The sequence below is a fragment of the Caulobacter sp. RHG1 genome (assembly GCF_013181195.1).
Classification (GTDB): domain Bacteria; phylum Pseudomonadota; class Alphaproteobacteria; order Caulobacterales; family Caulobacteraceae; genus Caulobacter.
On record NZ_SMZP01000004.1, the window covers coordinates 405,782 to 430,362 of the forward strand.

The following is a 24,581-nucleotide window of genomic DNA, read 5'->3' on the forward strand; positions in this document are numbered from 1 at the left end:
ACCTCATGACCACCACCATCACCGACACCCGCCGCTGGTACTGCCTCCGCACCGCGACGCGCCAGGAGAAGGCCGCCGTCGAGAAGCTGCGCGAGCACTTCACCGAGGTCCTGATCGAGGGCGGCGTGACGTGTGAGGCCGAGATCTACCTTCCGGTCGAAAAGCGCCGCTCGCTGCTCCGCCGCCCCAAGGATGGGAAGGAGTACGAGATCGTCGAGCGCCCCCTGATGCCCGGATATCTGTTCGTGAAGGCCCCATCAGCGGAGGCCGTGAAACAGTGCGTCCGCGACGTCGAGGCGAAAATCGACGGGGTCGAGTTCATTCACGCCGTCTTGGAATATCGCCGAAACGATGGTCGCCTGATCCCGTATCCGATCGCTTCCAGCCTCATTGAGGGGCTGATGAAGGAGCAGGCCGATGGCGACTTCGACTTCACTCCGATCGCCAAGCGCTACCGTCCGAGCAAAAGCGATCGGGTGCTGATCACCAGGGGGCCATTCTCAGGCTTCCTCGCCCAGGTGATTGCGATGTCGGCCGACGAGCGACGGGTTTCGGTCGAGGTTTCTATCTTCGGCCGCACGGGGCCGGCGGAGATGCCGGTGGGCGACATCGCACCGGCCACGGTCGACGATGTGGCGGAGCGGTCACGCGTCTCATCAGCCGCTTAGGTGGATGCCAAACCACATATTGCGCCCGCCAGCGAACCAAGGCACATATATGGCGTTCGCCGCCCCGACCGCAGGGGGCGGAAGGCCAGTCTAGTAGCGGTGGATTTCCGGCGCTGGCTTCAGGACCATCGGCATTATGGCCGAGTCGCAAGGTTGCCTAGAAATCATCACCATACCCGCCGGTAGCGTGCTGCCGGCCCAGCCCGTCGCCGGTTAACATCCAAGCGCGGACCTTCGGGGACGCCACCGGCGGCGCGGCTGCTTATCCGAGCCTGGCGGTTTCCAGGCCAATCAGAAGGAAGAGACGCATGAACGTCCGAGCCAAATTCTACGTGACTGAGATCAAGCACGTCGTGACCCACCAGCCCGACACCGTTTGCGCCACCATCGTCATGGCGCCGGTCTATGGCGACGGCACCGATAACGCTGCCTGGTCGAAGTGGACGCCGAACGGAAAACTGGAGATGACGGTCACCAACCCGGCCGCCATCGAGCGCTTCGACCTTGGCAAGTCCTACTACCTCGATTTCACGCCCGTCCCCGAACCGGTGGCCGGTTAAGCCTTTCCCGCCTCTCCCGGCCCCAGGCCTGAGATAGCCCCCTCCTGCTGAACCGGAAGGGGCGGGGATACCAACAGGAGACTGTCATGTTCAAGCGCTCTCCGGTCCACATCGCGTCGGTCGTGACGATCGCGGCGGCCTTGCTGCTGCTGAACCATCTGGCAGGCCTCCGCTGATGATCCGCTTCTTCCGTGACCTGCTGAACGCCTGCCGTGACGTCCTAGCCCGCCATGCCGACGCCGGCGCCAAGATCGTAGCCGCTCGCCAAGAGATCGAAGACGGCGCCCGCCCGAAGGCGCGGCGCTTCAAGCTCTAGGATGTTCGCCCTGGGATTCATCACTGGCGGCGTCACCGCCATCCTGGTTGCCTTGGTCCTGATGTATCGGGCCTGCCGGCGCGCCGTCCGCGGCTACTGACCGCCTAACCTTCACCTGATCCACCCATGTACGGCGCCGCGGCAAAGGCTGGCGTGGATCAGACGAGCGAGGCCCAGGCCTCAGACCGCCGGAGGGACACATGCCCGAAGGCTTCTACGTCTACCGCCTCATCGATCCTCGGAACGGCGAGGCGTTCTACATCGGGAAGGGCAAAGGCCGCCGCGCCTGGCGTCACGCCCGCGCCGAACTGTCCGGTCGCGAACTGAACGGCCTCAAGGCCGAGCGCCTCGGTGAAATTCGCCGCGCTGGCCTGACGGTCGTCGTGGATATCGAGAGGGAAGGGCTGACCGAGACCGAGGCGTTTGCCCTAGAGCGCGCCCTGATCAAGGCCTCAGCCCCGACACTAACGAACATCAGCCAGGGTTGTCGCTCTCCCACGGAGGTCGTGGCCGCCTCGACCCGCGCCAGCCGCCACGAGATCAAGCCGCTCTGTGCGATGTGGAAAGAGGGGGCGGACCGGGAGCGAATGGCGCTCTGGGTGCGCATCACATCCGGTCTCGTCAGGCTCCAGGCCAAGGCCGCTTGAAAAACAATCAAAGGAAATCAAACCATGCCCGTACGAGGCGGAAAGCGCTCTGGCGCTGGCCGGCCCAAGGGCGCGGCGAATAAGGCGACGGCAGATATCAAGGAAGCCGCTGGCGAGTACAGCGACGCCGCCTTGAAGGTCCTGGTCCGTGTGATGGGCGACTCCACCGCCCCGGCGGCGGCGCAGGTCGCGGCGGCGAACGCCATACTCGATCGCGCCCATGGCAAGCCGAAGCAGTCGCTGGATGTCGATGCCAATGGCCTTGGCCCCGTGTCGATCACCTACGTGACGAACGGCCAACCGGCGCCAGCTGGGTCCTCCGATGAGGACTACGAGACGAGCTGATGCGGTATGAGCCGATCCCGGCTTTCCGGTTCCTGACCGAGAAGCCGCTGGGCTGGTATCGTTTCCGGGGAGCCTTCGGCGGTCGGGGTTCGGCCAAGTCCTGGGAAGTGGTCAACGCCGCGATCTACATCGCGCTCATCACGCCCGGCCTTCGCGTGGTCTTCCTCCGGGAGATCATGGCGAACCTCAAGGAGTCGTCCCTGGAGCTGGTGCGCAGCCGGCTCAAGTTTTACGGGCTGCTCGCTTCGCCAACCGAGCCTGGCGGTTACTTCCGCGAGGTAGACGGGACCTTCGTTGGCCGCGGCGGCCAGAAGATCATGTTCATCGGTCTCTGGAAGGGCGGGAAGCCCGAGGGGATCAAGTCGCTAGAAGGCGCAGGTCTGACGATCCTGGAAGAGGCGCAGGAGGTGCGCCAGGCCTCGCTCGACGTCCTCATCCCGACCGTTCTGCGGACCAAGGTTTCCGAGCTGTGGGCGATCTGGAACCCCTCGCTCGCCAGCGACGCCATCGACCAGTTCTTCCGCGGCGCGGTGAAGCCCCGCAAGGCCATCCTGCGCAAGATCAACTACGACCAGAACCCACACTTCCCCGAAGCGCTCCGCGAACAGATGGAGCTGGACTTCAAGAAGGACCGGCTGCGGGCGCTTTGGATCTGGATGGGGGCTTACCGTCCGTCGGTCGAAGGCGCGATCTTCAATCGGGAGGGCCTGGACGCCGCGTGGCGTGCTGGCCGCAACGCTGAGGGCGGATGGGGCCGTGTCGTGGTCGGCGTCGACCCATCGGGCGGTCGTGACGAAGTCGGCATCGTGGCCGCGGCCGAGTTCGGCGATGGCGCGATCATCCTTGAAGACGCGACCTGTCCGGCCAAAAGCCCAATGGCATGGGCGACTGCTGCTGCCAAATGCGCCGAGCGATGGGGTGCTGACTGCATCGTGGTCGAGAAGAACTTCGGCGGCGACATGGTCGAGAGCACCTTGAGGGCGGCCGGCGTCACAATTCGGATTGTCATGGTCCACGCCAGCCGCGGCAAGCACGTTCGCGCCGAGCCTGTCGCCGGCCTCTACGATCAGGGGCGCGTCGCCCACCTCGAGCAATTCCCTCTGATGGAGGCGGAAATGCTCATGACCACGCCAGCCGGCTACCAGGGCGAGGAAAGCCCTAATCGGATGGACGCCGCGGTCTGGGCTGTCTTCGAACTGAAGATCGACCCTGGCTACCGCTACAGCATGATGGAGGCGGTTGACTGATGATCTCTCTCGACAGCCTCCGCTCGTTGGTCACGGGCCTGGGCACCAGCAAGGATAAGGGCGCCAGCGCCTCCTACTACTTCCAGCCGCTGGGCCCGGACGAACTGAACGCGATGCACCGCGGCGACTGGCTCGCCCAGAAGGTCATCGACATCATCCCGAACGACATGACCCGGGAGTGGCGGAACTGGCAGGCCAAGCAGCCCCAGATCGAGAAGATCGAGGCCGTCGAGAAGGCTCCGCTGATCAACCTGCAGGTCAAGGTCAACCTGGCGCTCAAGATGGCGCGCCTGCATGGCGGCTCGGTGATCTACATCGGTATCAAGGGCACTGTGGACCTGTCTGAGCCGCTGGACCCCCGCAGCATCGGCAGGGGTGACCTGGCCTATCTCCACGTCCTGAGCCGCTACGAGGTGACCTGCGGCGAAACGGTCACCGACGTCACCAGCGAGTTCTACGGCCAGCCGTCCTACTACGAGGTCGCCGGCGCCAACGGGGCGCCAGTCCAGATCCACCCTTCGCGCGTCGTCCGGTTCGTCGGCGCGCCGGTTCTGGATCGGCGTTCGGTCGGGAATGACCCGTGGGGCGATAGCGTCCTGCAAGCGGTCTATGACGCCGTCCGCAACGCCGGGTCCGCTCAGGGCCACATCGCGGCGCTGATCCCCGAGGCCAAGGTCGACATCATCCATATGCCGGGCCTGGGCGAGTTTACGAAGACCGAGGCGGGGCGCGCGAAGCTGACGGCCCGCTTCACCTACGCCAACACCATGAAGAGCATGCTCAACGCCGTGCTCCTCGATGGCACCGGCGGCGCGGGCAAGGACGCGGGCGGCGAGAAGTGGGAGCAGAAGCAGATCAGCTTCGCCCAACTGCCGGAGCTGCTGCAGTCCTATCTATCGATCGCGTCGGCCGCGGCGGACATCCCCGCTACCCGCATGCTGAGCCAGAGCCCGAAGGGCCTGAACGCCACCGGCGACAGCGACATGCGCAATCACTACGACAACTGCACCGCCCGCCAGGGCACAGAGTTGTCGCCCGCGCTGAACCGCCTTGATGAGGTGATCCTTCGCTCGGCCCTCGGGTCGCGGCCGGCGGCCATCTACTACGAGTGGGCCCCGCTCTGGGGTCTGACCGAGAAGGAGCAGGCCGAGGTCTTCAAGATGAAGGCGGACGGCGCCCGCGCCCTGGCCGGCGCCAAGGGCGGCCCGCTGTTGCCGGTCAACGCTCTGTCCGACGCCTTGGTCAACACCTTTACTGAGGACGGGTCGCTGCCAGGCCTGGAAGCGGCGATCGAGGAGCATGGCACGCTTGCCGATCAGCCCGAGACCGAGTCCGCCAACGAAAACACCGAGCAGCCGGAAAGCGGGGAAGAGGGCGAGGAAGGGCAACCTACCCGCCGCGCCGCCAACGACGCCAAGCCGCGCCCGCTCTATGTCAGCCGCAAGCTGATCAACGGTCGCGAGTTCCTGAAGTGGGCCAAAGAGCAGGGCTTCGCCAAGACGCTGAAGGCCGACGACCTGCATGTGACCATCACGTACAGCCGCGAAGCCGTGGACTGGATGGCAATGGGGCAGTCGTGGGGCGGCGAGGATGGCAAGCTGACCGTTCCTGCCGGCGGCGCCCGCCTTGTGGAGCCGCTTGGCGATGAGGGCGCGGTCGTCCTGCTGTTCAACTCGTCCGAGTTGGCATGGCGACACATGGGCATGCGCGAGGCCGGGGCGTCTTGGGATCACCCCGAGTATCAGCCGCACGTCACCATCACTTACGAGGTGGGCGACGTCGATCTGAGCCAGGTCGAGCCCTACCGCGGCAAGCTCGTTTTCGGCCCTGAGGTCTTTGAGGAGATCGACGAGTGCTGGGCCGAGAACTTGAACGAGACCTAGGGAGCGAGCTGCGCTATAAAAACGGGCCGATTTGGTGCTGGTAACACCGCATCGGCCCTGACCTGACCACATGGAGCGACCCATGGGCCCGGCTGCAAAGCCAATAGCAGAACTCCTGCGCGGAGAAACCCGGTTCGGCCGGCTCTCAGTGCTCGGCGAAGCTGAGCCCCGGATAGTCGGCGGACGCATTCGACGCTTCGCCGCCTGCGGGTGTGATTGCGGGGGCTACATCGAGACCCGCATCGACGCCTTGCAAGCCGGCCGCTCACTGAGTTGCGGTTGTCTGGGGCGAGAGCGGGTTGCGGGTCTCGCGGCGGCCGTCCTGGAGCGGCATGGCCACGCCGCCGGGGGCCGGGTTAGCCGCGAGTATCAGTCGTACGCGAACATGCGAAACCGCTGCCTGAACCCGCACGCGGACAACTTCGAATACTACGGCGGCCGCGGGATTGCGGTGTGTGAGCGCTGGCTGGAAAGCTTCGAGAACTTCCTTGCGGACATGGGGGCGCGTCCGGTGGGAATGACCCTGGACCGCATCGACCCCAACGGTGACTACGAGCCTGGCAACTGCCGCTGGGCGACGGCCAAAGAGCAGGCGAACAACCGCCGCTCCTAGCCTCGGGAGCGACCATGAACATCACCGACAGCGTGACGCTCGGCGACGCCCGAGTGACCGATACCGGCTACCTCGAAGCCAACGCCCGCACCGCGCGGGTTGGCATCCAGCAGTACCTTGGGAGCGAACTCGGCCGGCCCGACCTGGGCGTGGTGAACGTCTATCGGGACGAAGCCGAGGTGTTCGCCAAGTCCTCGCTGGAGACGTTCTCGAAAATCCCGGTGACCAACGACCATCCGAGCGAGAAGGTCACGGCCGACAACTGGAAACGCTATGCGGTCGGCACGACGGGCGATGAGGTGCTTCGCGAGGGCGAGTACCTCAAGATCGGCCTGAAGATCACCGACGCCGCCGCAGTGAAGGCCATCCGCGACGGCAAGCGCGAACTCTCCGTCGGCTACGAGACGGCCCTCGTCTGGGAAGACGGCGTCGCCCCGGACGGCACCCCCTATCAGGCTCGGCAGACGCAGATCGTCGCCGATCACATCGCCATCGTAGCCCGCGGTCGCGCGGGCTCAGAAGTCCGCATCGGTGACGGTGCGGCGACCTGGGGCATCAGCCCCATCCAGGATGCAGGGCCGGACATCGCAGAAGCGAAAAGCCAGCTGAGAGCGGCCATAGCACTCCACGAGAAGCACATGAGCGGCGCCGCCCCAACAACGGGCAAGGCCGGAGAGAGGTCGCAACAGGCGATGATGGACATGATGGTCAGAGCCCTTGAGGCCTTGACCGGCGAGTCATCGACCGGCGGCATGGGGAAAATGGACGCAGCCCCAATTGAAAAGCGCCGCACTCAAGGAGGCCAAGACATGGCTTTGAAGACCATCATCGTGGACGGCCTCCCGGTCGAAACCACGGACGCGGGCGAAGCCGCGATCAACAAGCTTCGCGGACTATTGGACACCGCATCCGCATCTATCGCGGCCAAGGACACCGACCTGGCCAAGAAGGACGCCGAGATCGACGACCTGAAGGGCAAGCAGCTCACGGACGCCGATCTCGACAAGCGCGTCGCCGCCCGCGCCGCCCTGGTCACCACGGCCACCGCCATCGCCAAGGACGTGAAGACCGACGGCCTGAGCGACAACGAGATCCGCGCCGCCGTCGTGCGCGCGAAGATCGGCGACGCCGCGGTCAAGGACAAGTCGGCCGACTACGTCAACGCCCGCTTCGACATCCTGGCCGAGGACGTGGCCGGCGCCGGCGGGGCCGACCCGTTCCGCGACGCCATGAGCGACCGCCGCCCGCCGACCGCGCCGGGCAACCCGGGCGCTGTTGACGCCGCCTACAAGGCCATGACCGACGGCATGACGTCGGCCTGGCAGACCCAGCAGTAAGGGAGGGCCAGCACCATGCCCGCGGTTCAAACCACCTACAGCATGACCCACGCCAAGTGGGTCGAGGGGATGATCCCCAATTCCGAGCCCTGCGTCGTGGTCAGCCGTCTGGCTGAAGACGTCGAAGGTATCGGCTTCGGCAAGGTCTGCGTTCAGGGCACGGCCGACAACCAGGTCGTCGACTCCGAAGCGACCGTGAAGTTCGTCGGCATCGCCGTGCTCGACCCGACCAAGGACGGTGACAAGTACAGCCAATACGACACCGTCGCCGTGATCAAGAAGGGGCCCGTCGTGGTTACCGCCTCGGTCGCGGTCGCCGTCGGTGACCCCGTCTACTACGTGCCGGCCAGCGGCGTTCTGACGAACGTCGCGACCAGCAACACCCTCATCGCCGGCGCCCAGTGGGATACCAGCACCTCCGGTGCTGCCCTCGCTGTGCTGCGTCTCGGCTAACCGGAGCGCCAGAAATGCAAGGCATCTACACCCACGACGCCCCGCAGCGGGCGCTGAACTTCCTGGTCAGTCAGACCTCGCTCATCGAGCCGACGGTTTATGCGACCAAGTACGGCGACATCCAGTACGCCGAGCTGATCCCCGTCGACACTTCGGCGCCCGACTGGATCGCCTCGGTGACCTACTACTCGTCGGACGCGGTCGGCCAGGCCGCCTGGTTCTCGGGCAAGGCTCAAGACGTCCCGAACGTCGAGCTGCTGCGCGAGAAGTTCCAGACCAACGTCAACATGGCCGCCATCGGCTATCGCTACGATCTGGAAGAACTGGGCACCGCCCAACTGCTGGGCATGAACCTCAACGCCGATAAGGGCGTGGCTTCGCGCCGCGTGGCCGAGGAGTTCATCGACGGCGTCGCCTTCGCGGGCGACACGGGCAAGGGTATCACCGGCCTGATCAACAACGCCCAGGTCACCGCCACCCAGGCCCCGGCCGACGGCGCCGGCTCGGCGCGCACGTTCGCCTCGAAGACGCCGGACCAAGTCCTGCGCGACGTGAACAGCCAGCTGACCGGCATCGGCACGGACACGAAGAACACCGAACTGGCCGACACGGTGGTGTTCCCGTACTCGATCCTGCTGGATCTCTCGACCCGCCGGATCGACACGACGAACCAGACCACGATCCTGGAATGGATCAAGGAAAAGAACATCTACACCCTGACGACCGGTAAGCCCCTGACCATCAAGGGCCTGGTCGACAAGCTGGACACCGCCGGCACCGGCGCCAGCAAGCGGATGGTCGCCTATCGGCGCTCGCCCGAGGTGCTGAAGATGCACATGCCGATGCCGTTCCGCTTCCTGCAGGCGTGGCAGATGGGGCCGATCCTGTTCGAGGTGCCCGGCATCTTCCGCCTGGGCGGCACGGACATCCGTCGCCCCAAGGCCGTCCGCTATTTGGACAATATCTAAGCCAAAACAGCGACTTGCTGCTATAATGTGAAGTGCCGGGGCGCTCCAACGCCCCGGCACCTCTGACCGCCACGAACCCAGGAGTTCGAAGTGGCTGAACGTCGTGTTAGGCGCGATTTCACGCGCGAGGAAGTCCTTCGCGTTCTCGACTACGACCCCGAGACCGGGGGTTTCCGGTGGCGGGTGAAGCGCCGCGCATATGGGGGTCACGTTGAGGCGGGTGCGGTCGCTGGAGCGATCAACGCCGACGGATATGTCCAGATCGGCCTTTGGGGCGCGCACTACCGGGCGCAGCATCTTGCCTGGCTCATCATGACCGGCGAATGGCCACCAAGCGACCTGGACGTCGAGCACGAGAATAGGATCCGATCGGACAACGCATGGCGCAACCTTCGCCTCGCGACCCGGTCCCAGAACAACATGAACGCCGGGCTGCGGTCCGACAACAAGTCGGGCCACAAGGGCGTCAGCTTTCGCCGAGACACCGCCAAATGGCACGCCCGCATCAAGGTCGGTGGCCAAGTCATCCTGCTCGGCAACTTCGAAAAACTCGCCGACGCCGTCGCAGCCCGCCGCGCTGCTGAGCGTCGCTACTTTGGCGACTTCGCGGCGATCAGCACGGAGAACTGACATGCCCAAGATCACCAACATCAGCCCCGGCCCGCGGGGCGTGAACACCGAGGATGGCGTCGTCTTCCTCCAGCCCGGCCAGAGCCGCGACGACCTGAAGGTCAGCGACGCCGAACTGAAGAGCCTGTCGGAAGACTGGTTCCGCGTTGGCAGGACCGCCAAGGCGGACGTGGACAGCGCGACCGAGGCTGAGGTTGCCGCCAAGGCTGAAGCCGAACGCAAGGCCAAGGCCGAAGCCGCCGCCAAGGCTGGCCAGTAGGAGCGCGTCATGGCGGGCTACGGTGACGATCAGAAATTCGAGGCATGGGAAGAGGCCAACGGCCTCACCCGGCCCGATGGCGCGCCGTCGTCCGCCGCTCTGCGCGAGCAGGGGAGTGGATACGTCGACTCCCAAGACTTCCCCGGCGTTCCAACCGGCGGCTTGGCCCAGGAGCGCGCATGGCCGCGCACCGGTGCCGAGGCCTACGGTCAGCCGATCCCTAGCGACGTCATTCCGGTGAAGATCGAACACGCCAGCTACGCGGCGGCTTACTTCGTCGCCCACAACCCGGACGCCTTTACGGCCAAGGGCTCGCTGGACGCGCAGGTGAAGCGAAAGAAAGAGCGCGTCGAAGGTGTCGTCGAGGAAGAAACCGAATACTTCGCCGCGCCGGCCGCCGTCAGCGCCGGAGGCGAGGTCACGGTTCCGATGGCGGATGCGCTGCTGAAGCCGTTCCTGGGCCAGCCCGACTTTCCCGACGTTCTGGTCGTCTGATGAGCACGATCTACGACCGCGGCCGGGCCCTGGCGATCCGCCAGCTTGCCCCGCTGGACCAGGGAGGGAAGGGCCAGCGCGTGACGCTGACCTACGTCATCCCTGGCGCCTATGATGATGAGACCCAGACCACGGGCCCGGACGCGACGGTCGTGCAGCAGTGCAGTGGCCTGGAGAAGAGCATCGCCCTGGACCGGGTCGACGGCACTCTCATCATGAGGGGCGATAGCGAGTTCGCCCTGTCGCCTGTGACGGTCGATGGCGCCGATGTTCAGATCCCCGAACCGTTCCCGGCCCTGGCGACCCTGACGCTTGCCAACGGCTTGGTGAAGACGGTCCTGCCGCCCGATCCCAAGCGCCCGTCTGGGCTGCTTATCGCCGTCACCCTGCAGCTTCGCGCCTAACGATGGCCGGGTTCGCCGATAGTGTCGCCCGCGGCTGCGACGACTTCCTCGCCACCGCGCGCCGGACGGTCGAGATCGTGGTCGAAATGGTCGGCGACGAGACAATCGAGACTTCGCCGGTCGGGCGGCCCGAGACCTGGCAGCGCCAGCCGCCGGCCGACTACAAGCCCGGCGCCTTCAAATCGAACTGGCGGCTCACCCTCGATGGCGTCGACGCCACATTCGACCCGAACCGCACCTCGTCGTTCTTCGTGTCCGGCCTCGACAAGCTACCGGCCGATCCCTTCGGCCACCGCTTCGTGTTCAGCAACGCCGCGCCGTACGCCTGGCGCATTGAGAAAGAGGCCTGGGCCATCGAGGCCCGCGGCGGCGTCATCGGGCCTGTCTCGATGGAGTTCAACCGCATCGTCTCGGCGGCGAAGGCTCAGGCGCAGAGCCAGGGTGGGCGGGGAGTGCGAGAGCTATGAGCGATCCCGTCGCCCCCGAGGTCTCGATGGCGAAGGCGCTGGAAGCGGCGCTGAAGTCCATAGACCCCGCCATGCTGACCGCACTGGAGAACGTCAGCTTCACGCCGCCGGCCGTGACCGTCGCCTATCAAGAGGTGATCCACGTCCTGGCGACGCCGGACAACGCCGAGAAGGGCGGCTCCACCTTCCTGCAGACCGGATACATGCAGGTGATCCTGCGGTTCCCCGGCGCCAAGGGTAAGGGGGCTGCTTGGGCTTGCGCCCGCGCGATCCGCTCGCTGTTTAAAGCCGAGGCCAGTTTCGAGGCTGATGGCATCACCACCAATATCGGGCTCACGCCCCGCATTCTGCCCGGCTCCAACGACACCGACGGTCGCTACGTGCTGACCGTCCGCGTCCCGTTCAACGCCGAACTCCCGAACTGATCGGCCACCCCAGGCCGCCAGACCCCGCCGGACATGCGCCGGCGCTCCCGCATGTCCCGCACTCAGACCTAGGAGGTCACCATGGCCAACGCTCAGGGCGTCAAGCGCAAGATCAAGCGCGTCAAGCAAGCCATCCAAGGCACGCCGGTCACCGCCGGTAGCCAGCTCATCCGCCGCACCAGCTTCACGATGGGCAAGGCGTCGGACACCTACGAGAACAACGAGATCGTCGACCACCAGCAATCAACGGGCCAGACCGAGGGTACCTACAGCACCTCGGGCAAGCTGGACGGCCTGCTGTCGCCGGCCACCTACGTCCCCGAGTTCGAGAACCTGCTGCGCAAGGACGCTGCCGCCACGGCGGCGCTCGCTGGCATGTCGATCACCATCGCTGCTGCGGGCCAGGCCTGGACCATCAGTCGCGCGGCCGGCAGCTTCCTGACCGACGGCGTGAAGCAGTTCGATCTCGTCCGTTTGCCGACCGCGGCCTTCAACGCCGCGAACAAGGACAAGAACTTGCTGGTGACTGCCGTCACGGCGCTGGCGCTGACGGTGATCCCGCTGAACGGCGCGGCCCTGGTGCCGGAAGGGCCGATCGCCGCCGCCGGCCTGACCGTGCCGGGCAAGAAGATCTGGGTTCCGACCAGCGGCCACACTGACACGTTCTTCACCTGGGAGGACTGGAGCCCTGACGTCCCGTCGTCGAAGGTCTACCCGGATGTGAAGGTGGGCGCGGCCCAGATCACCATCCCGGCCACCGGCAACCCTACCGTCTCGTTCGATCTCGTGGGCCTGTCCCGCACGCTGGGCACCGCCGAGATTCTAACCGCGCCGACGGCGGCCACTACGACCGCCGTCCTGTCGGATGCTGTCGCCAAGGTGATCGTCGGCAACACCATCACGCCCATCACCAGCGGCACGATCAACATCACGGGCAATGTCGGGCCGGGCGAGGCCGAAGTCGGCAGTCAGGCGCGTTCCGGGCATCAGCTCGGCCGCATTGGCGTCACGGTCTCGATCACCGCCAAGTTCGGCAGCCTGACGCTCGCGCAGATCCGCGAGAACCAGAACATCGTGGCCATCGCCATCCCGATCCCCGTCGACGGCACCGCCAACGCCGAGTTCGTGACCATCGTCCTGCCGGCCGTGAAGCTCTTCACCGACGACACCGATGATGGCGAGAAGGAAATCATCGGCACCTACAACGGCACCGCCCAGATCCCGGCGACAGGCGGCGCGGCGCTGGCGAACCACCAGACCATCGTCAGTCTTCAAGATTCCATGGCGTAGCAGAAGTGGGTATGATCCAGCCAAGTATAACCTTGGCTGGATGACGCCGTGAATTCGAACGATAGAAAGTGTTCGTCGTGCGATCGGCCGCACTTGGCCCGGGGCCTGTGCCAGCTTCACTATAATCAACTTCGGCGAGGCGTCGGCATCAGCGAGCCTCGCTACAAGGCAGGCTCCCCGACTGAGCGGCTTGCCGCTCTCTCGACGCGCAATCCAGTCTCTGGGTGCTTAGAGTGGGGCGGAAATCGAAACCGGGCTGGCTATGGCCGCATCAGTATCGAGAACAAAGGCTATTTGGCTCACCGAGTGGCATTCGGAATCGCCCACGGGCCGATCCCTGATGGGCTGATCGTGTGTCATCGGTGCGACAATCCGGCCTGCATAGAGCCCGGCCACCTGTTTCTAGGCACTGACGCAGACAACACCGCTGACAAGGTCGCTAAGCGCCGGCACGAGTTCGGCCAAGACCATAGCGCGGCCGTACTCCGGGATGAGCAGGTGCTTGAGATCCGATCTGACGTGCGCGCTCACGAGACGATTGCGGCGGCGTACGGGATCAGCAAGGCCCAGGTCAGTCTGATCAAAAGGTTCGAGGAGTGGCGGCATCTGCCGCTGAACGCATCTGATCGTGAAGTGCTTGAGCGTCGCATAGAGCGCGAGGCTCGGGGGCAGCGCTATCCGCACTCAAAACTTACCCCCGACGATGTGCGCGCCATTCGCGGAGACGGCCGACGTCAGAAGGATATCGCCTCTGACTACGGCGTCCGGCAGGGCGTGATCAGCGCCATCAAGACCCAAAAAATCTGGAAGCACGTCGCTTAGCGGCGTCCAAGAGGACATCCCCATGAAAGAGATCACCGACACGCCGACCCTGGTGGACCTGAGCGACCTTGACGCAGTCACCGCCGGCGAGACCCCGTTCGAAGTCGAGTACATCCGCAAGGACGGCAGCGGCTCCGGCGTCTTTCTGCTGGTCCTCGGCGGCCAGTCCGACAAGGTCCAGGCCGAGGTCAATCGCCTCGTCAACGACCGCCGCAAGAAGCAGGCCCAGGCGACCGCCGTCGGCGGCGCCGTCGAGTTCACTCCCATCGAGGACGACATCGCCTTTGGCCATCGCCTGACCGCCGTGCGCCTCGTGGGCTGGCGCGGCATCAAACAGGACTGGTCGGCCGAGAACGCTTTCCGGCTCATCAGCCGCAACAGCGAGATCGCCGAGCAGGTCACCGCGGCGTCGAACACGCTGAGCAATTTTATGCGTCTCTCGTCCGCGGCCTGATCGCGTTCGGACGAGAGCAATTCGAACTGTCGGCGCGCCAGGAAGACGGCGCGCCGCTGCGCGATCATCTGAAGGCCCTGGCGCGAGGCGGTGACGAGGCAGCGTCGGAACGGCTCGCCAATCCACCTCCGCTATCGCCGCACGCTCTTCATGTCTGGAACTGGTTCGCGGACATCACCCAGACCCGGCCCAGCAATGGCTTCGGGCCGATGCGCATGCCGCGCGAGGAAATCCAGGCGTGGGAAAGGGACGAGGGCGTTACACTCGAGCCCTGGGAGCGCCGGGCCATCCTCGGTCTCGATACGGAATATCTGGTCGCTATGGCGCCCAAGGCTAAGGGCAAGTCGAAAGGCGACGCGTCGGCGCAGGAAGAGGCTTAGGACTTCTTCGCCAGCGTCTCGGCAAGCATGGCTGCGCCGGGGAAGAGGCGGCGATAGAGTGGCCCCCACGGGCCCAGCTCATGAGCACACTCGGCACACCATAGGGAGTCGTCCTCGCCGCCAACCATCTCGGGATGGAGCCAGTCAGGGTGGTCGCACGCAGGGCAGGCGTACATCACGCCCTCGGAAAACCCGTCGTCATCTTCCATGGGCTCTTGGGTCAAGATAGCGTCCAGGGTTTTCGGGAGGGTGTCATGCGGACAGTTATCGTTGCGGTGCTTTGTCTGGGCCTTGCCGGGTGCGGTGGGCGGATCGAGAAAGTCAAGAATCTGGCGGCTAATCAGCTTCGTGATCCGGCATCGGCTCAATTCCGTAATGTCCGCCAGGGTGGCGCTTTCGTCTGCGGCGAGATCAACGGCAAGAACGGGTTCGGAGGATACAGCGGCTTCACCCGGTTCATAGGAACTGACAACAGCGCCGTGATAGATCCGAAGGGCGATGCGTTCTTCGATAAACGCTGGGCTGACTATTGCAGCTAATCGAGAAGGCCCTTCGCCGCTAAACGGCGGATAGCTTCTGGACGGGATGGTTTGTCATCCTGGACCTCGATCCAGGCATCGATTGCCGCCAGCTCTTCGTCGGGCAAACGTACAAGCACGCCCGGCTTTCGGCCGCCTGAGCTAGGGCGGCCCCTTGATTTCGGGATATCCCGTATTGACGAGGTCATGAAATAGGGATATCCCTAAATGCAGGCCGGAGCAAGCATCTCACCTCTTGCACCGGCCCTGACCCACAACACGGAAAGGGCTTTCCGATGTCACAGGCTGATCACGCCTCTACCACACGCCGCTCTCTCTTTGGAGGCCTGGCGATCGTCGCGGGCGCAGCGGCGCTCCCAGTCGCTGCGTCCTCAAAGTTCAAGGCCGGGAAGTCCGAGCGCGAGTTCATTCAGGCGATGGCCTTCATCCATGAGGATGGAGCCTGCGTCGCCAAGATGGCGTTGGCCTGCGGGCTGAAGCCATCCGAGATCACGACGATCACGATGGCAAACGGCTTCCAGCTGCATGCGTACCGAGTGGCTGAAGGCCGCGCCTACGTGATCGACGTTCTCGGCGACAGGGCTGAGCGTGACCGTCAGGCACGCGCCGCCGCAATCGCACTAGTCTAACAGGGGCTCTGGACATCCAGAGCCCCACCCATCCATCCATGGAGGTTTCAATGCCAGGTTATGGCACCGACGAGGAGTTCTCCGCTTTCCTCAACCAAGGCGCAGATCGCGCCAAAGACTCCGGCGACGACGTCTTCGCGGAGCTTCTCAAGGAGATCCGCTCCCTTCGCCGCGAGTTGCGGTCCCTCGTCGAAAACTGCGGCGCGTTGGCGGCCTAGGTATTCCAGTCCAGCTGGCCCGAAACCAGCCGATGGTTTTCTCGCAGCTCAGCGACGGCCTCTTCTATAAAGTCCGAGTCCAACTTCTCTGGCGGCACCTCTTTGCCAGTGTCGACGTCTCGGTTCCGCCGCTGTTTGTAAGCTAGGCGCATTTCTTTAGCGCGCTGGATGACCTGACCGGTCACGACCAGCTCAAGAAGTTCCTTCTCAGTAGACATCACGCCCTCCCGTTGAAGCCGCAACTCTCGCGCGCATCCGGCAGGCCGTCACCCTGAACAGATCAAGTCCACACAGCCCCGCTTCGGCGGGCGCTTGTCGTGCGTGAAAGCCTGGAGGTGACCCATGGAAACCTTGGCAACTTTGGCCTTGGACGTTCGCGTCCCGAAGGCCGACGAAGCGACCGCTTCCCTCAGGGCGATGAAGGGGGCTGCTCGCGAAGTCGAAGATCAATTCACCAGGACCAGCGCCGCGCAGCGCGACGCGGCCATCGCCCAAGGCCTTTCGGGAACGGCGGCTGGCAACGCCGAGAAGTCGATGAGGGCCCTCGCCACCGTCTATGGCCAGGCCCGCGACAGCTTGGGTCGGTTCGCGAAGGAAGATGGCAGCTTCCGCGCGTCGCAAGAGGCGACGGCGCTGATGATGATCCGCAATGCGCAGGCGGCGAGCGCATTGGCGAAGCAACAGGAGCAGGCGGCGAGAGTGGTGGCAAAGGCCGAAGCTGACGCCGCCCGCGAAGCACAGGCCGCATGGAAGCATTCTCAAGCCATTCAGGCCGAAATCATGCGCGAGCGCGTGGCGCTTGCCCGCGCGGCTGAGCGGGAAGAAAGCCAAGCGGCACGCGCCGCGGCGAAGGCGATTGCAGACGCCGACCGGGAGGCCGAGCGCTCCGCCCAACAAGTCACCTCCTTCCGCCTGCGCATGGCCCGTCAGCGCGCGACCGAGGAGGCCGCCGCCGCACGCGAGGGGGCGCAAGCCCAAGCAGCCGCCGCGGCGCAGGTCGCTTCGCTCTCTCGGCAATACGACAGCCTGCGTGCCTCGCTTGACCCGTTTGCCGCCGTTCAACTGCGACTCGCGCAGAACACGAAGCTCCTCGACGACGCCCTGGCGCACGGCGCGATCACCGCTCGCCAGTACGAGGACTCGCTGAGCAAGGTCACGCGCGCCGCCACGTCCGACCTGCTGGCCATCGACAACCTGAACAAGGGCCACGCGACAGCGGTTGGTGGGTCAAAGAACCTGACCTACGCCATGTTGAACCTGAGCCGCCAGGCTTCGGACATGGGGGGCGGCTTCATCGCCGCCGCGACCTCGGGCAAGCCGCTCCAGATGGTGTTCATGACCCTGGTGCAGCAAACGCCGCAGGTCGTCGACGTGTTTGCCCAGATGAAAGCCGAGGGCGTGGGCGTGAAGACCGCGCTTGGCCAAATGGCCACAGCGGCGCGCGGCCTGATCGTCACGTTTGCCCCCTGGATCGCAGGCCTAGCCGCGGTCGGGGCTGGTGTTTGGTATCTCGTGGACGCGCACCAGAAGCAGGCGAAGGCGCTCAAGGACCTCAATAAGGATTTGCAGGACCAGAACAAGGAACTGGCCCAGATATCTCCCTACCTGACCCAGGCGGGCGTCGGTGCTGAACTGGCCGCTGACGGCCTGCGCAACTACGACAAATGGCTTCGCACCTCGAACGTTTCGCTCGAGCAGCAGAACAAGCTGCTGCGTGAGAACGCGCTGCGCAAGCTGAACGACCAAGCTATGGAGGCGGCTCAGAAATACAGCGAGGCCCAAAAGGCGTTCGACCGGGTCAACAAGCCGGGCCCGACGATGATGTCCGCTGGCGGGGCCGGCGGTTTCGCGGTCGTAGCGCCGGCAAAGGCGACGGATCCAAAGGCTAATCCTTTCTACAAGGAGGCGGCTGAGAACCTGAAGATCGCCAAGGAGGCATACGAGGCCGTCAACAAGTATCGCAACGAGGCCTACCTCGCGCCTGTACCTGCCTTTAGCGATCAAGCGGACGCCGCCACCCGCACCGCCACCGCAGTCCGATCGGTCGCCAAGGAGGTCGAGCAGCTTGCCGGCCTGAAGCCCTTCGACGAGGACAAGCTGCTCAAGGCGTCGGAGGAGATCTGGCCCTATATGGCTGCCGTCATCCAGGCGACCGAAAAGCGCACGCGCGACCTGAACGCCGCGGCGCAACAACTCGACCGGACCTTGGGCGACATCCGCATCCCGAGCGATCTCGAAAATCTTGCGTTCGAGATGGAGGAAGCCGCTGGCCAAGCGCGGGGTCTACGCTTCGACATCGAGGACATCGGCCGCGCGATTGCCGAGAACGACTGGTCTACAGGCTTCGCCGGCCTGCTGAACGTCCTGGCGAAGGTGAAGGTGGCGCTGGGCCAGAACGCCACCGAACTGCAGAAGATCCAAGCTCTGGCGGGTGTCGGCATGGGCGTCGGCTCGATCGTCGGCGGGAAGGTTGGTGCGGGCATCAGCGGTGCGGCGTCCGGCGCGCTCAGCGGCGCGGCTTTCGCCGGCTCTGCCCTGGGCACCGCCCTGTTACCCGGCCTTGGCACGCTCGCCGGCGCTGGCATCGGCGCGGTGATAGGGGGGCTGGGATCGCTCTTCGGCGGCGGCGGCGCCAAGAAGCGTGCGCGCCAGGAGGAAGAGGCCCGCCGCCAGGCCGAAGAGGCGCAGCGCGTCCAGACGGTCGCCGACACCAAGCGCTCGATCGAGATCTCGATGCTGGAGGCCCAGGGCAAGACCCTGGAGGCCGTCGCCGCCCGCCGTGAGGATGAACTCGCCGCGCTGCTGAAGCTCGACCCCTCGCTGGTCGACCTGCAGAAGCAACTCTACGCCGCGACGGACGCCGCCGAAGCCGCCGCCAAGGCCGCGGAGAAGGCTGCCCAGGTCGAGGCCCGCCGCTCTTCAATCCAAGACGAGATCGACAAGCTCACCCTGTCGTCGGCCGACCTGCTGGCCAAGGCTCGCGGGAAGGAGAGGGCGGAAGCTGTCGCGCTTGATCCGGCGCTGGGCGATCTGATCGACAAACTCTATGGCCTACAGGATGCCGCGGCGGCGACGGCTCTTCAGGCGGAGGAAGCCGCCAGGGCCGCAGCTGAGCAGGAAGCGGCGCTTGCTGCCGCCGCTGAAACAGCGCGCATCCAAGCCCATGTCGCCAACGAATTGACCGCGGCCTATGAGCGCCAAGCTGAGGCGATGAAATCCCTCGGCAACGGCCTCTTGGACACGATCTACAAGTCCTACGAGCTGACCAAGAGCCTGAAGGACCTGGCCAACGAACTTTCGGGCGAATTGGGCATGGCTGGCCAGATGGCGGGCTACGACGCGGCCAAGTCGAACCTGATCGCCGGCGCCAAGAAGGGCGGGGACATCGAGCCCCTGATCCGGACGTTCCTGGAAGCCTCCCAGAACACGCAGTCGTCGTCCGCCGGCTATCAGCTCGACGTCGCTTGGGCGCGGGCTCTGGCCCTACAGGAGTCGCAGCGCCAGGCCGGCATCCCCGCCGCTATCGCCAGAATGTGGCAGGGCATGCTGGCGGACCAGAAGGGCCTCCCAGCCTTCGCCAATGGCGGTTCGATGATCCTGGGTGGAAACCCCGGCATCGACCAGAACATCCTGAGCCTGAACAACCAGCCCATCGCGCGGGTCTCGGCCGGCGAGATGGCGACGTTCACACCCCAAGGCGGCGGCGCGGCCAACGACAACGGTTGGGCCGCGGTCGTCGCTGAGTTGCGGACCCTTCGCCAGACGGTCGCGAGCCAGGCCTCGGACATCAAGAAGCTGGAAAGCTACATCCGCAACAGCACCGACGGGGGCGAAGCGATGAAGACGGTCAACGCCTGATGCGCGTCATTCCTCCGCTGACCGTCACGCCAGCAATGCTGACGACGCCGGCCGTTGGTGAACCGGATGTGGCGGGCGGCGAGGTCGCCTGGGTCTCGGGCACGACCTACGCCAAGGACTTCAAGGTCATCCGCACCGCAACCCACCGCGTCTACCAGCGCCTGGTCGCAGGGGCCGGAACGACGGCGCCAGAGAGCGACACCGCCAACTGGCTCGACATTGGCCCGACCAACCGTTGGGCCATGTTCGATCTGGACCGAAACACCGGAACGACCACGGCCTCGCCGCTGACGGTCGTGGTGACGCCGGGAAGCCGCGTCGACTCCCTTGGCCTGGTTGGGCTGATCGCCGACACGGTGACGGTGAAGGTGACTGTCGGTGGCGTTGAGCGTCGCAGCTACACGGTCAACCTGCTCGATCGCATGACGACCGGCTGGTACGGCTACTTCTTCGGCCCGTTCCGCTACCGCAACGAAGCGGCGCTTTTCGACCTGCCGCCCTACACCAACGCCGTCATCACCATCACCCTTACCCGGGCAACCGGCCCCGTGACGTGCGGCGGCGTCGTGATGGGCAAGAGCGTCTATCTCGGCATCACCTTGCACAGCCCTGAGCGCGAGGGGCTGAACTTCTCGAAGATCGAACGCGACAGCTTTGGCACCGCGATCCTTCAAAAGAAGCGCTCGGTGCCGCGCGTCACCGCGCAAGTGCTCTGCAAGAAGTCCGCCGTCCCGACCATCCTGGCGCTGATCGACGACCTGAACGCCGTCCCGGCCCTCTGGTCAGGCCTCGACGACCAGGCATCGGGCTACTTCCCCGCACTGCTGATCCTCGGCGTCTACAAGAAGCTGTCGATCAGCATGGATCATCCGAACGACGCCATCATCAACCTTGAGCTTGAGGAGGTCTGATCGTGGACCCTTACGTCTTCACGCCCCCACCGACGCCTCCGACCACCCAAGATCCGACGAACTTCGACGCTCGGGCTGATGCCCTGGTGGCGTGGCTGGTTACCCTGACAACGGAACATCAGGCCTTCGCCAATCTGCTCGCGCCCATGTTCTCACAGTTGGCCCTTGCGGCCGCGCCGGGTGGGATCGTCCTGACCTACACGTTCGATGGCGCGTCGGCGGCGGTCGGCGACCCGGGCAACGGCAAGCTGCGCCTGAACAATCTCACCCAGGGCTCTGCGACGGCGGCCCTGGCCGACAACCTGGACAATCAGGGCGTCTCGGCTGCGCCGCGCCTGGCTTTGCTGACCAGCACCAGCGCCATCAAGGGCACGGTGTTCATCTATCAGGTCGGCAATCCGCTGAAGTGGATGGTGGCGACCGCGACGGCCAACACCGCGGCGGCCGGCTACGCCAACATCGCCCTCTCGAACGTTCAGGTTTCGGCGGCCAACCCCTTCGACAATGGCGCTGACCTGGTGATGATCCTGGTCCCCAAGGGCGACAAGGGCGACCAGGGCAACGTTGGACCGGCTTCGGCGTGGGTGCTCGACAACACCTTCAATCCGACCGGCACGCCCAACCTGATCACCCTGGCTGTCCCTTCCGGGTTCAACGACCTCAAGTTCGAGATCGATGGCGTGGTCCCGTCTGGCGTCGACGTCCTCTACATGGCCGTGAGCACGAATGGCTCGACCTTCTCGTCGCTCATTCCGGTCAACACCGGAAACCTCGCGGCGTTCTACGGCAACGTCGAGCTGGCGGCCTACAACACCACGATGCCGATCATCCGGGGCGCTGTCTCAGGCGCGCTTGGCGGGGCTCCCGCCGCATCGAGCGCGGGTCAAATTGGCGTCGGCAATGCACGCGTAGCCAGCGCCGTCACCCATGTCCGCTTCGGCCTGGGCAATGGCGCGAACACCTTCGTCGCTGGCGGGGCTATCCGCACCTATAGGAAGTGAAGCCATGATCGAACTTCGTGTTGAGCGCGGGCCTGACGGCGAGGCTCTAGCGCCGGTCTCCCGCGAGCTGACGGCCGAGGAGGTCGCCGCGCTGGTTGGGTCGATCGACCAAGTCATTGCCGACGAGTGCGCCCGTATCGACCGGGCAAGTGACGCCCGCGACGCCCTGGATCTGCAGTTCGACTTTGAGGCAACGCCGGCCCTCCTGATGACCGGCCAGACGGTCGCCGCCGGGGTACGAGCGCTTCAGATGGGGGCGGTCAACATCACCGATTGGCAGGGCCAGCAGGCGAGGGCGCTTGCCGCCGTGCTGGAAGGCAACCCTACCGCCGTCATCAAGGTCATCGTCTCGGACAACGCAACCGTCCTGGCGCCGGCCGAGCAGTTCCTCCGCTGCTTCGAGGCAGGGTCTCAGCGCAAAGAGGCCAATGCCATCTGGCGGGTTCAGCGCAAGGCCCTGGTCCGCGCCCAGACGACTATTGCCGGCGTCGCCGCTACGCGCGCGGCCGCCGATGCAGGTTGGCCGTGAGATGGTCGCGCCCAAGGGAGCGATGAAGGGCCTCGCGCCCTATTCGAGGCGGGTGGCGGTTTCGGCGGATGGTTCGTGGTCGCCGCCCCTGCCAGCCGGACGTTTCACGGCCTGGCCTGTTGCGACCGCTGTCGTCGAGAAGGCCGCCGACAACGCCCGAACCTATGACCACGGCCTGACCACGCCCACGAGCCTCGCCGACGCCATCGCCTTTGTTCGCGGGCGGGTGACCCGCTTCGTGATCCTGAAGACCGGCCTCATCCCGACCGTCCTGGGCCAGGAAAAGCCCATCACCGAGCCCGTCGGGACCGAAGTTCTGTTCGTCCACGTCACGGTTCGGTCGCCGAGCGCCTGACACCGCCCGCCGCAGCGGGTTCGTTCCTATCCACCGCGCCGAGGGGCGCTCAAAAGCATTGGAGCCAGCCCCTTCGGAGCCTGGCATGTCCGCACTCCGGCCGGAGTGTGCCGGAGACCCTTCCCGAGCCGGAAGGATAAATCCGCCCAATGCCTACCGCTCACGTCGTCCTGTCCCAAGTCTCGCCCCGCGCCCGAGCTTCCACGGGCTCGACTATGCCCGTCGCCGACTCCGTTGAAGTCGCAGCGAAGACGGTGACGCCCACCGGTGTCTCCGCCGTCGTGCCGGACATCGTGTCCGGTACCGCGCTCGTTGGCCAAGTCTGGAACGTGACCGCGCTCGATGCCGCGATCTGGGTGAAGTTCGGCCCTGGTGCGCCCGAAGCTGCCCCTGGCGCCGGCTGGCTCCTCCCGGCGGGCACTTCACGCGACTTCGCCGTCACCGACGCCGCCGAGAAGTGCGCCGTGAGGCTCGCCTAATGCCGGGCCTTCGCCTCGGCCTGGGGCTGAGCCTTACCCCTCAACCTCGCAAGGGTGGTGGGGTCTACCCGCCTCCCGGCTTCGTATTCCTCATCGATCCTGACGGCACGTACCTGACCGATCAGGACGGCGCCTACCTGATGGAGGCCGCATAGATGGCCGCGACCACGCGAGTTTTTTCTGCGTCAAACGCAGCGAAAATTGAAAAGTTGAAACGAGCTGCCGCTGCCGCTCAGGCCTTCAACCCTGAGGATGCTTCCGAAGCGTCGGGCGTAGCAGTTTCGGTGTCGGGGACTCACGACGCCAACTTGTCCAAAGCGTACAGCATCACGACCGGTACGGCCGCTTGGCGCGTCTTGGGTGGCAATCCCACGCTTAAAGCCGACAACACTCAGATGGTATTCCCCGTCGCCAGCGTTTCACCGAACACCAACGGAAACCTTTCGAGCATCCTCACAGGGACCCCTGATCGACAGGCGTGGGGTTGGTCCATTGAAACCCAAACTAGTGGCGATAGCATGGAGTTCGTCGCCCAGGGCTTCACGAGTTTTTACTTCCGGATCATGGTCGACGGTCGTTACGTCGCCAAGACTCCGGTCGCCTATGCTGTGAACAACGGTGTTAACTACATAAAAGTCGACTTCAGTGGTGTCCGTGCGCAACGGACTATCCGGTTTGAGGCCAGTATGCAGGCCGGGTTTCTAGGCCTGCGGGTGAAACCTACGGAGAGCTGTCAGCGCCCCTACGTCTCAGACGGCGTCATCGTATTCTATGCAGGCGACAGTTACGGTGAAGGCCAGTTGATTGAAGCCCCTGGTCAACCCGGAGCCTTGGCATTTGGCAATGTTGCGGCACGCTTGCTGGGTTGGGATAACCCCTATCAGCTGTCGGTTGGCGGTACGGGTTGGATCACGGCTGGCGCGGGGCGGTCGAAGCTATACGATCAAATCGCGCTATGGCCGACACTTCATCCGGGTGTCACCCCCGACGTCGTCGTGATCGCGACTGGTTACAATGACTATTCGCAAACGCCCTCGGCGGTGGCAGTCGAAGTGGTCAATTGCTTACAGCGCATTAGAACGCTGTATCCAAAAGCCGTGGTTATCGTGCTTGGGTGCTGGGCAGGGAACCGTGGCCCTGACGCCACCACGATCACGATGGAGAACACCATACTCACCGCAGCGGTCTCCGTCAGCGACCCTCTAGTCTTCACCGTTCCGGTTTCCACGGCCTCGTCGCCTTGGCAATTCGGGGGCGGTGATACTGGAGCGCCAACGGGAACCAGCATTGGTGACTTTGAGCTCAACCCGGACAAGACGCACTGGAACAAGGCTGGTCACGCGGCGGGCGGGCGACGCCTAGCTAACGCCGTTCGCGGCCTGTTCTTTGCGGCCTAGAC

The 24,581-nt window shown here is 65.1% G+C and carries 32 protein-coding genes; 31 read left to right on the forward strand and 1 reads right to left on the reverse strand.

From position 1 onward, the window contains the following. Positions 1 to 5: 5 nt before the first annotated feature. From E1H18_RS13200 to E1H18_RS13315, 24 genes are all read left to right on the forward strand, one after another. Entirely contained in the window at positions 6 to 668 is a 663-nt protein-coding gene (locus E1H18_RS13200) for a transcription termination/antitermination protein NusG (RefSeq protein ID WP_172268966.1), read from the forward strand. Positions 669 to 976: 308 nt separating this feature from the next. Then, positions 977 to 1,228, forward strand: coding sequence for a hypothetical protein (locus E1H18_RS13205; RefSeq protein WP_172268969.1), 252 nt, complete (start codon positions 977 to 979; stop codon positions 1,226 to 1,228). A 175-nt stretch (positions 1,229 to 1,403) separates the two neighbouring features. Continuing rightward, a complete protein-coding gene (locus E1H18_RS13210; RefSeq protein WP_172268972.1) occupies positions 1,404 to 1,544 on the forward strand; it encodes a hypothetical protein in 141 nt (46 codons plus the stop codon). 200 nt (positions 1,545 to 1,744) lie between these two features. Further along, positions 1,745 to 2,191 carry a GIY-YIG nuclease family protein gene (locus E1H18_RS13215; RefSeq protein ID WP_172268975.1) on the forward strand — a complete coding sequence of 149 codons (447 nt, stop codon included), beginning with the start codon at positions 1,745 to 1,747 and terminating at the stop codon, positions 2,189 to 2,191. Positions 2,192 to 2,215: 24 nt separating this feature from the next. Next, positions 2,216 to 2,536 carry a hypothetical protein gene (locus tag E1H18_RS13220; RefSeq protein WP_172268978.1) on the forward strand — a complete coding sequence of 107 codons (321 nt, stop codon included), beginning with the start codon at positions 2,216 to 2,218 and terminating at the stop codon, positions 2,534 to 2,536. After that, the gene (locus tag E1H18_RS13225) at positions 2,536 to 3,783 is read left to right on the forward strand and encodes a phage terminase large subunit (RefSeq protein WP_172268981.1); all 1,248 of its coding nucleotides are present in this window, start codon (positions 2,536 to 2,538) and stop codon (positions 3,781 to 3,783) included. Before E1H18_RS13220 ends, E1H18_RS13225 begins: the two co-directional genes overlap by 1 nt. Further along, positions 3,783 to 5,666: an anti-CBASS protein Acb1 family protein gene (locus tag E1H18_RS13230; RefSeq protein WP_172268984.1), complete on the forward strand. Its 1,884-nt coding sequence runs from the start codon at positions 3,783 to 3,785 to the stop codon at positions 5,664 to 5,666. Before E1H18_RS13225 ends, E1H18_RS13230 begins: the two co-directional genes overlap by 1 nt. A gap of 82 nt (positions 5,667 to 5,748) precedes the next feature. Then, positions 5,749 to 6,279, forward strand: coding sequence for a hypothetical protein (locus tag E1H18_RS13235; RefSeq protein ID WP_172268987.1), 531 nt, complete (start codon positions 5,749 to 5,751; stop codon positions 6,277 to 6,279). A 14-nt stretch (positions 6,280 to 6,293) separates the two neighbouring features. Beyond that, on the forward strand, positions 6,294 to 7,616 hold the full coding sequence (locus E1H18_RS13240) for a DUF2213 domain-containing protein (protein ID WP_172268990.1): 1,323 nt from the start codon (positions 6,294 to 6,296) through the stop codon (positions 7,614 to 7,616). A gap of 15 nt (positions 7,617 to 7,631) precedes the next feature. Continuing rightward, positions 7,632 to 8,069, forward strand: coding sequence for a capsid cement protein (locus E1H18_RS13245; protein ID WP_172268992.1), 438 nt, complete (start codon positions 7,632 to 7,634; stop codon positions 8,067 to 8,069). A gap of 14 nt (positions 8,070 to 8,083) precedes the next feature. Next, a complete protein-coding gene (locus tag E1H18_RS13250; protein ID WP_172268994.1) occupies positions 8,084 to 9,037 on the forward strand; it encodes a DUF2184 domain-containing protein in 954 nt (317 codons plus the stop codon). Positions 9,038 to 9,127: 90 nt separating this feature from the next. Next, entirely contained in the window at positions 9,128 to 9,667 is a 540-nt protein-coding gene (locus E1H18_RS27315) for an HNH endonuclease (protein ID WP_172268996.1), read from the forward strand. Position 9,668: 1 nt separating this feature from the next. Continuing rightward, entirely contained in the window at positions 9,669 to 9,926 is a 258-nt protein-coding gene (locus tag E1H18_RS13260; protein WP_172268998.1) for a hypothetical protein, read from the forward strand. A gap of 9 nt (positions 9,927 to 9,935) precedes the next feature. Then, positions 9,936 to 10,421: a DnaT-like ssDNA-binding protein gene (locus tag E1H18_RS13265; RefSeq protein ID WP_172269000.1), complete on the forward strand. Its 486-nt coding sequence runs from the start codon at positions 9,936 to 9,938 to the stop codon at positions 10,419 to 10,421. Beyond that, positions 10,421 to 10,825 (forward strand): hypothetical protein, encoded by a 405-nt coding sequence (locus E1H18_RS13270; RefSeq protein ID WP_172269002.1) that lies wholly within the window; start codon positions 10,421 to 10,423, stop codon positions 10,823 to 10,825. Before E1H18_RS13265 ends, E1H18_RS13270 begins: the two co-directional genes overlap by 1 nt. 2 nt (positions 10,826 to 10,827) lie before the next feature. After that, positions 10,828 to 11,292, forward strand: coding sequence for a hypothetical protein (locus E1H18_RS13275; protein ID WP_172269004.1), 465 nt, complete (start codon positions 10,828 to 10,830; stop codon positions 11,290 to 11,292). After that, positions 11,289 to 11,717 carry a phage tail terminator-like protein gene (locus E1H18_RS13280; protein ID WP_172269006.1) on the forward strand — a complete coding sequence of 143 codons (429 nt, stop codon included), beginning with the start codon at positions 11,289 to 11,291 and terminating at the stop codon, positions 11,715 to 11,717. The genes E1H18_RS13275 and E1H18_RS13280 overlap by 4 nt, the downstream gene beginning before the upstream one ends. A gap of 81 nt (positions 11,718 to 11,798) precedes the next feature. Then, positions 11,799 to 13,007, forward strand: a complete 1,209-nt coding sequence (locus E1H18_RS13285) for a phage tail tube protein (protein ID WP_172269009.1) — start codon at positions 11,799 to 11,801, stop codon at positions 13,005 to 13,007. Positions 13,008 to 13,055: 48 nt separating this feature from the next. Continuing rightward, entirely contained in the window at positions 13,056 to 13,829 is a 774-nt protein-coding gene (locus E1H18_RS13290; protein ID WP_370526499.1) for an HNH endonuclease signature motif containing protein, read from the forward strand. A 22-nt stretch (positions 13,830 to 13,851) separates the two neighbouring features. After that, the gene (locus E1H18_RS13295) at positions 13,852 to 14,283 is read left to right on the forward strand and encodes a hypothetical protein (protein WP_172269013.1); all 432 of its coding nucleotides are present in this window, start codon (positions 13,852 to 13,854) and stop codon (positions 14,281 to 14,283) included. 209 nt (positions 14,284 to 14,492) lie between these two features. Then, positions 14,493 to 14,663, forward strand: coding sequence for a hypothetical protein (locus tag E1H18_RS13300; RefSeq protein WP_172269016.1), 171 nt, complete (start codon positions 14,493 to 14,495; stop codon positions 14,661 to 14,663). A 254-nt stretch (positions 14,664 to 14,917) separates the two neighbouring features. Next, positions 14,918 to 15,202, forward strand: a complete 285-nt coding sequence (locus tag E1H18_RS13305; protein ID WP_172269019.1) for a hypothetical protein — start codon at positions 14,918 to 14,920, stop codon at positions 15,200 to 15,202. 275 nt (positions 15,203 to 15,477) lie between these two features. Then, the gene (locus E1H18_RS13310; RefSeq protein WP_172269022.1) at positions 15,478 to 15,831 is read left to right on the forward strand and encodes a hypothetical protein; all 354 of its coding nucleotides are present in this window, start codon (positions 15,478 to 15,480) and stop codon (positions 15,829 to 15,831) included. 50 nt (positions 15,832 to 15,881) lie between these two features. Continuing rightward, on the forward strand, positions 15,882 to 16,049 hold the full coding sequence (locus E1H18_RS13315) for a hypothetical protein (RefSeq protein WP_172269025.1): 168 nt from the start codon (positions 15,882 to 15,884) through the stop codon (positions 16,047 to 16,049). Here the strand turns inward: E1H18_RS13315 and E1H18_RS13320 are convergent. Then, a complete protein-coding gene (locus E1H18_RS13320; RefSeq protein WP_172269028.1) occupies positions 16,046 to 16,267 on the reverse strand; it encodes a hypothetical protein in 222 nt (73 codons plus the stop codon). The genes E1H18_RS13315 and E1H18_RS13320 overlap by 4 nt on opposite strands. Positions 16,268 to 16,391: 124 nt before the next feature. On the opposite strand from E1H18_RS13320, the gene E1H18_RS13325 reads away from it, so the two are divergent. The 7 genes from E1H18_RS13325 to E1H18_RS13355 all read left to right on the forward strand — a co-directional run bounded on the left by E1H18_RS13325 (position 16,392) and on the right by E1H18_RS13355 (position 24,579). Continuing rightward, a complete protein-coding gene (locus E1H18_RS13325) occupies positions 16,392 to 19,907 on the forward strand; it encodes a hypothetical protein (RefSeq protein ID WP_172269031.1) in 3,516 nt (1,171 codons plus the stop codon). Next, complete coding sequence (locus tag E1H18_RS13330) at positions 19,907 to 20,818, forward strand: hypothetical protein (protein WP_172269033.1); 912 nt, start codon at positions 19,907 to 19,909, stop codon at positions 20,816 to 20,818. The genes E1H18_RS13325 and E1H18_RS13330 overlap by 1 nt, the downstream gene beginning before the upstream one ends. 2 nt (positions 20,819 to 20,820) lie before the next feature. Continuing rightward, positions 20,821 to 21,819, forward strand: coding sequence for a hypothetical protein (locus tag E1H18_RS13335; protein WP_172269035.1), 999 nt, complete (start codon positions 20,821 to 20,823; stop codon positions 21,817 to 21,819). A 4-nt stretch (positions 21,820 to 21,823) separates the two neighbouring features. Then, positions 21,824 to 22,348 carry a hypothetical protein gene (locus E1H18_RS13340; RefSeq protein ID WP_172269037.1) on the forward strand — a complete coding sequence of 175 codons (525 nt, stop codon included), beginning with the start codon at positions 21,824 to 21,826 and terminating at the stop codon, positions 22,346 to 22,348. Further along, on the forward strand, positions 22,332 to 22,703 hold the full coding sequence (locus E1H18_RS13345; RefSeq protein ID WP_172269039.1) for a hypothetical protein: 372 nt from the start codon (positions 22,332 to 22,334) through the stop codon (positions 22,701 to 22,703). Before E1H18_RS13340 ends, E1H18_RS13345 begins: the two co-directional genes overlap by 17 nt. A gap of 215 nt (positions 22,704 to 22,918) precedes the next feature. Continuing rightward, entirely contained in the window at positions 22,919 to 23,182 is a 264-nt protein-coding gene (locus tag E1H18_RS13350; RefSeq protein WP_172269041.1) for a hypothetical protein, read from the forward strand. Positions 23,183 to 23,337: 155 nt separating this feature from the next. Beyond that, complete coding sequence (locus E1H18_RS13355) at positions 23,338 to 24,579, forward strand: SGNH/GDSL hydrolase family protein (protein WP_172269043.1); 1,242 nt, start codon at positions 23,338 to 23,340, stop codon at positions 24,577 to 24,579. Positions 24,580 to 24,581: the final 2 nt, after the last annotated feature.

Bases quoted from the DNA above. Each gene is read 5' to 3' on its own strand.
- E1H18_RS13200 (WP_172268966.1), top strand. From the start codon at position 6: ATGACCACCACCATCACCGACACCCGCCGCTGGTACTGCCTCCGCACC.
- E1H18_RS13205 (WP_172268969.1), top strand. From the start codon at position 977: ATGAACGTCCGAGCCAAATTCTACGTGACTGAGATCAAGCACGTCGTG.
- E1H18_RS13210 (WP_172268972.1), top strand. From the start codon at position 1,404: ATGATCCGCTTCTTCCGTGACCTGCTGAACGCCTGCCGTGACGTCCTA.
- E1H18_RS13215 (WP_172268975.1), top strand. From the start codon at position 1,745: ATGCCCGAAGGCTTCTACGTCTACCGCCTCATCGATCCTCGGAACGGC.
- E1H18_RS13220 (WP_172268978.1), top strand. From the start codon at position 2,216: ATGCCCGTACGAGGCGGAAAGCGCTCTGGCGCTGGCCGGCCCAAGGGC.
- E1H18_RS13225 (WP_172268981.1), top strand. From the start codon at position 2,536: ATGCGGTATGAGCCGATCCCGGCTTTCCGGTTCCTGACCGAGAAGCCG.
- E1H18_RS13230 (WP_172268984.1), top strand. From the start codon at position 3,783: ATGATCTCTCTCGACAGCCTCCGCTCGTTGGTCACGGGCCTGGGCACC.
- E1H18_RS13235 (WP_172268987.1), top strand. From the start codon at position 5,749: ATGGGCCCGGCTGCAAAGCCAATAGCAGAACTCCTGCGCGGAGAAACC.
- E1H18_RS13240 (WP_172268990.1), top strand. From the start codon at position 6,294: ATGAACATCACCGACAGCGTGACGCTCGGCGACGCCCGAGTGACCGAT.
- E1H18_RS13245 (WP_172268992.1), top strand. From the start codon at position 7,632: ATGCCCGCGGTTCAAACCACCTACAGCATGACCCACGCCAAGTGGGTC.
- E1H18_RS13250 (WP_172268994.1), top strand. From the start codon at position 8,084: ATGCAAGGCATCTACACCCACGACGCCCCGCAGCGGGCGCTGAACTTC.
- E1H18_RS13260 (WP_172268998.1), top strand. From the start codon at position 9,669: ATGCCCAAGATCACCAACATCAGCCCCGGCCCGCGGGGCGTGAACACC.
- E1H18_RS13265 (WP_172269000.1), top strand. From the start codon at position 9,936: ATGGCGGGCTACGGTGACGATCAGAAATTCGAGGCATGGGAAGAGGCC.
- E1H18_RS13270 (WP_172269002.1), top strand. From the start codon at position 10,421: ATGAGCACGATCTACGACCGCGGCCGGGCCCTGGCGATCCGCCAGCTT.
- E1H18_RS13275 (WP_172269004.1), top strand. From the start codon at position 10,828: ATGGCCGGGTTCGCCGATAGTGTCGCCCGCGGCTGCGACGACTTCCTC.
- E1H18_RS13280 (WP_172269006.1), top strand. From the start codon at position 11,289: ATGAGCGATCCCGTCGCCCCCGAGGTCTCGATGGCGAAGGCGCTGGAA.
- E1H18_RS13285 (WP_172269009.1), top strand. From the start codon at position 11,799: ATGGCCAACGCTCAGGGCGTCAAGCGCAAGATCAAGCGCGTCAAGCAA.
- E1H18_RS13295 (WP_172269013.1), top strand. From the start codon at position 13,852: ATGAAAGAGATCACCGACACGCCGACCCTGGTGGACCTGAGCGACCTT.
- E1H18_RS13300 (WP_172269016.1), top strand. From the start codon at position 14,493: ATGCGCATGCCGCGCGAGGAAATCCAGGCGTGGGAAAGGGACGAGGGC.
- E1H18_RS13305 (WP_172269019.1), top strand. From the start codon at position 14,918: ATGCGGACAGTTATCGTTGCGGTGCTTTGTCTGGGCCTTGCCGGGTGC.
- E1H18_RS13310 (WP_172269022.1), top strand. From the start codon at position 15,478: ATGTCACAGGCTGATCACGCCTCTACCACACGCCGCTCTCTCTTTGGA.
- E1H18_RS13315 (WP_172269025.1), top strand. From the start codon at position 15,882: ATGCCAGGTTATGGCACCGACGAGGAGTTCTCCGCTTTCCTCAACCAA.
- E1H18_RS13320 (WP_172269028.1), bottom strand. From the start codon at position 16,267: ATGTCTACTGAGAAGGAACTTCTTGAGCTGGTCGTGACCGGTCAGGTC.
- E1H18_RS13325 (WP_172269031.1), top strand. From the start codon at position 16,392: ATGGAAACCTTGGCAACTTTGGCCTTGGACGTTCGCGTCCCGAAGGCC.
- E1H18_RS13330 (WP_172269033.1), top strand. From the start codon at position 19,907: ATGCGCGTCATTCCTCCGCTGACCGTCACGCCAGCAATGCTGACGACG.
- E1H18_RS13340 (WP_172269037.1), top strand. From the start codon at position 21,824: ATGATCGAACTTCGTGTTGAGCGCGGGCCTGACGGCGAGGCTCTAGCG.
- E1H18_RS13345 (WP_172269039.1), top strand. From the start codon at position 22,332: ATGCAGGTTGGCCGTGAGATGGTCGCGCCCAAGGGAGCGATGAAGGGC.
- E1H18_RS13350 (WP_172269041.1), top strand. From the start codon at position 22,919: ATGCCCGTCGCCGACTCCGTTGAAGTCGCAGCGAAGACGGTGACGCCC.
- E1H18_RS13355 (WP_172269043.1), top strand. From the start codon at position 23,338: ATGGCCGCGACCACGCGAGTTTTTTCTGCGTCAAACGCAGCGAAAATT.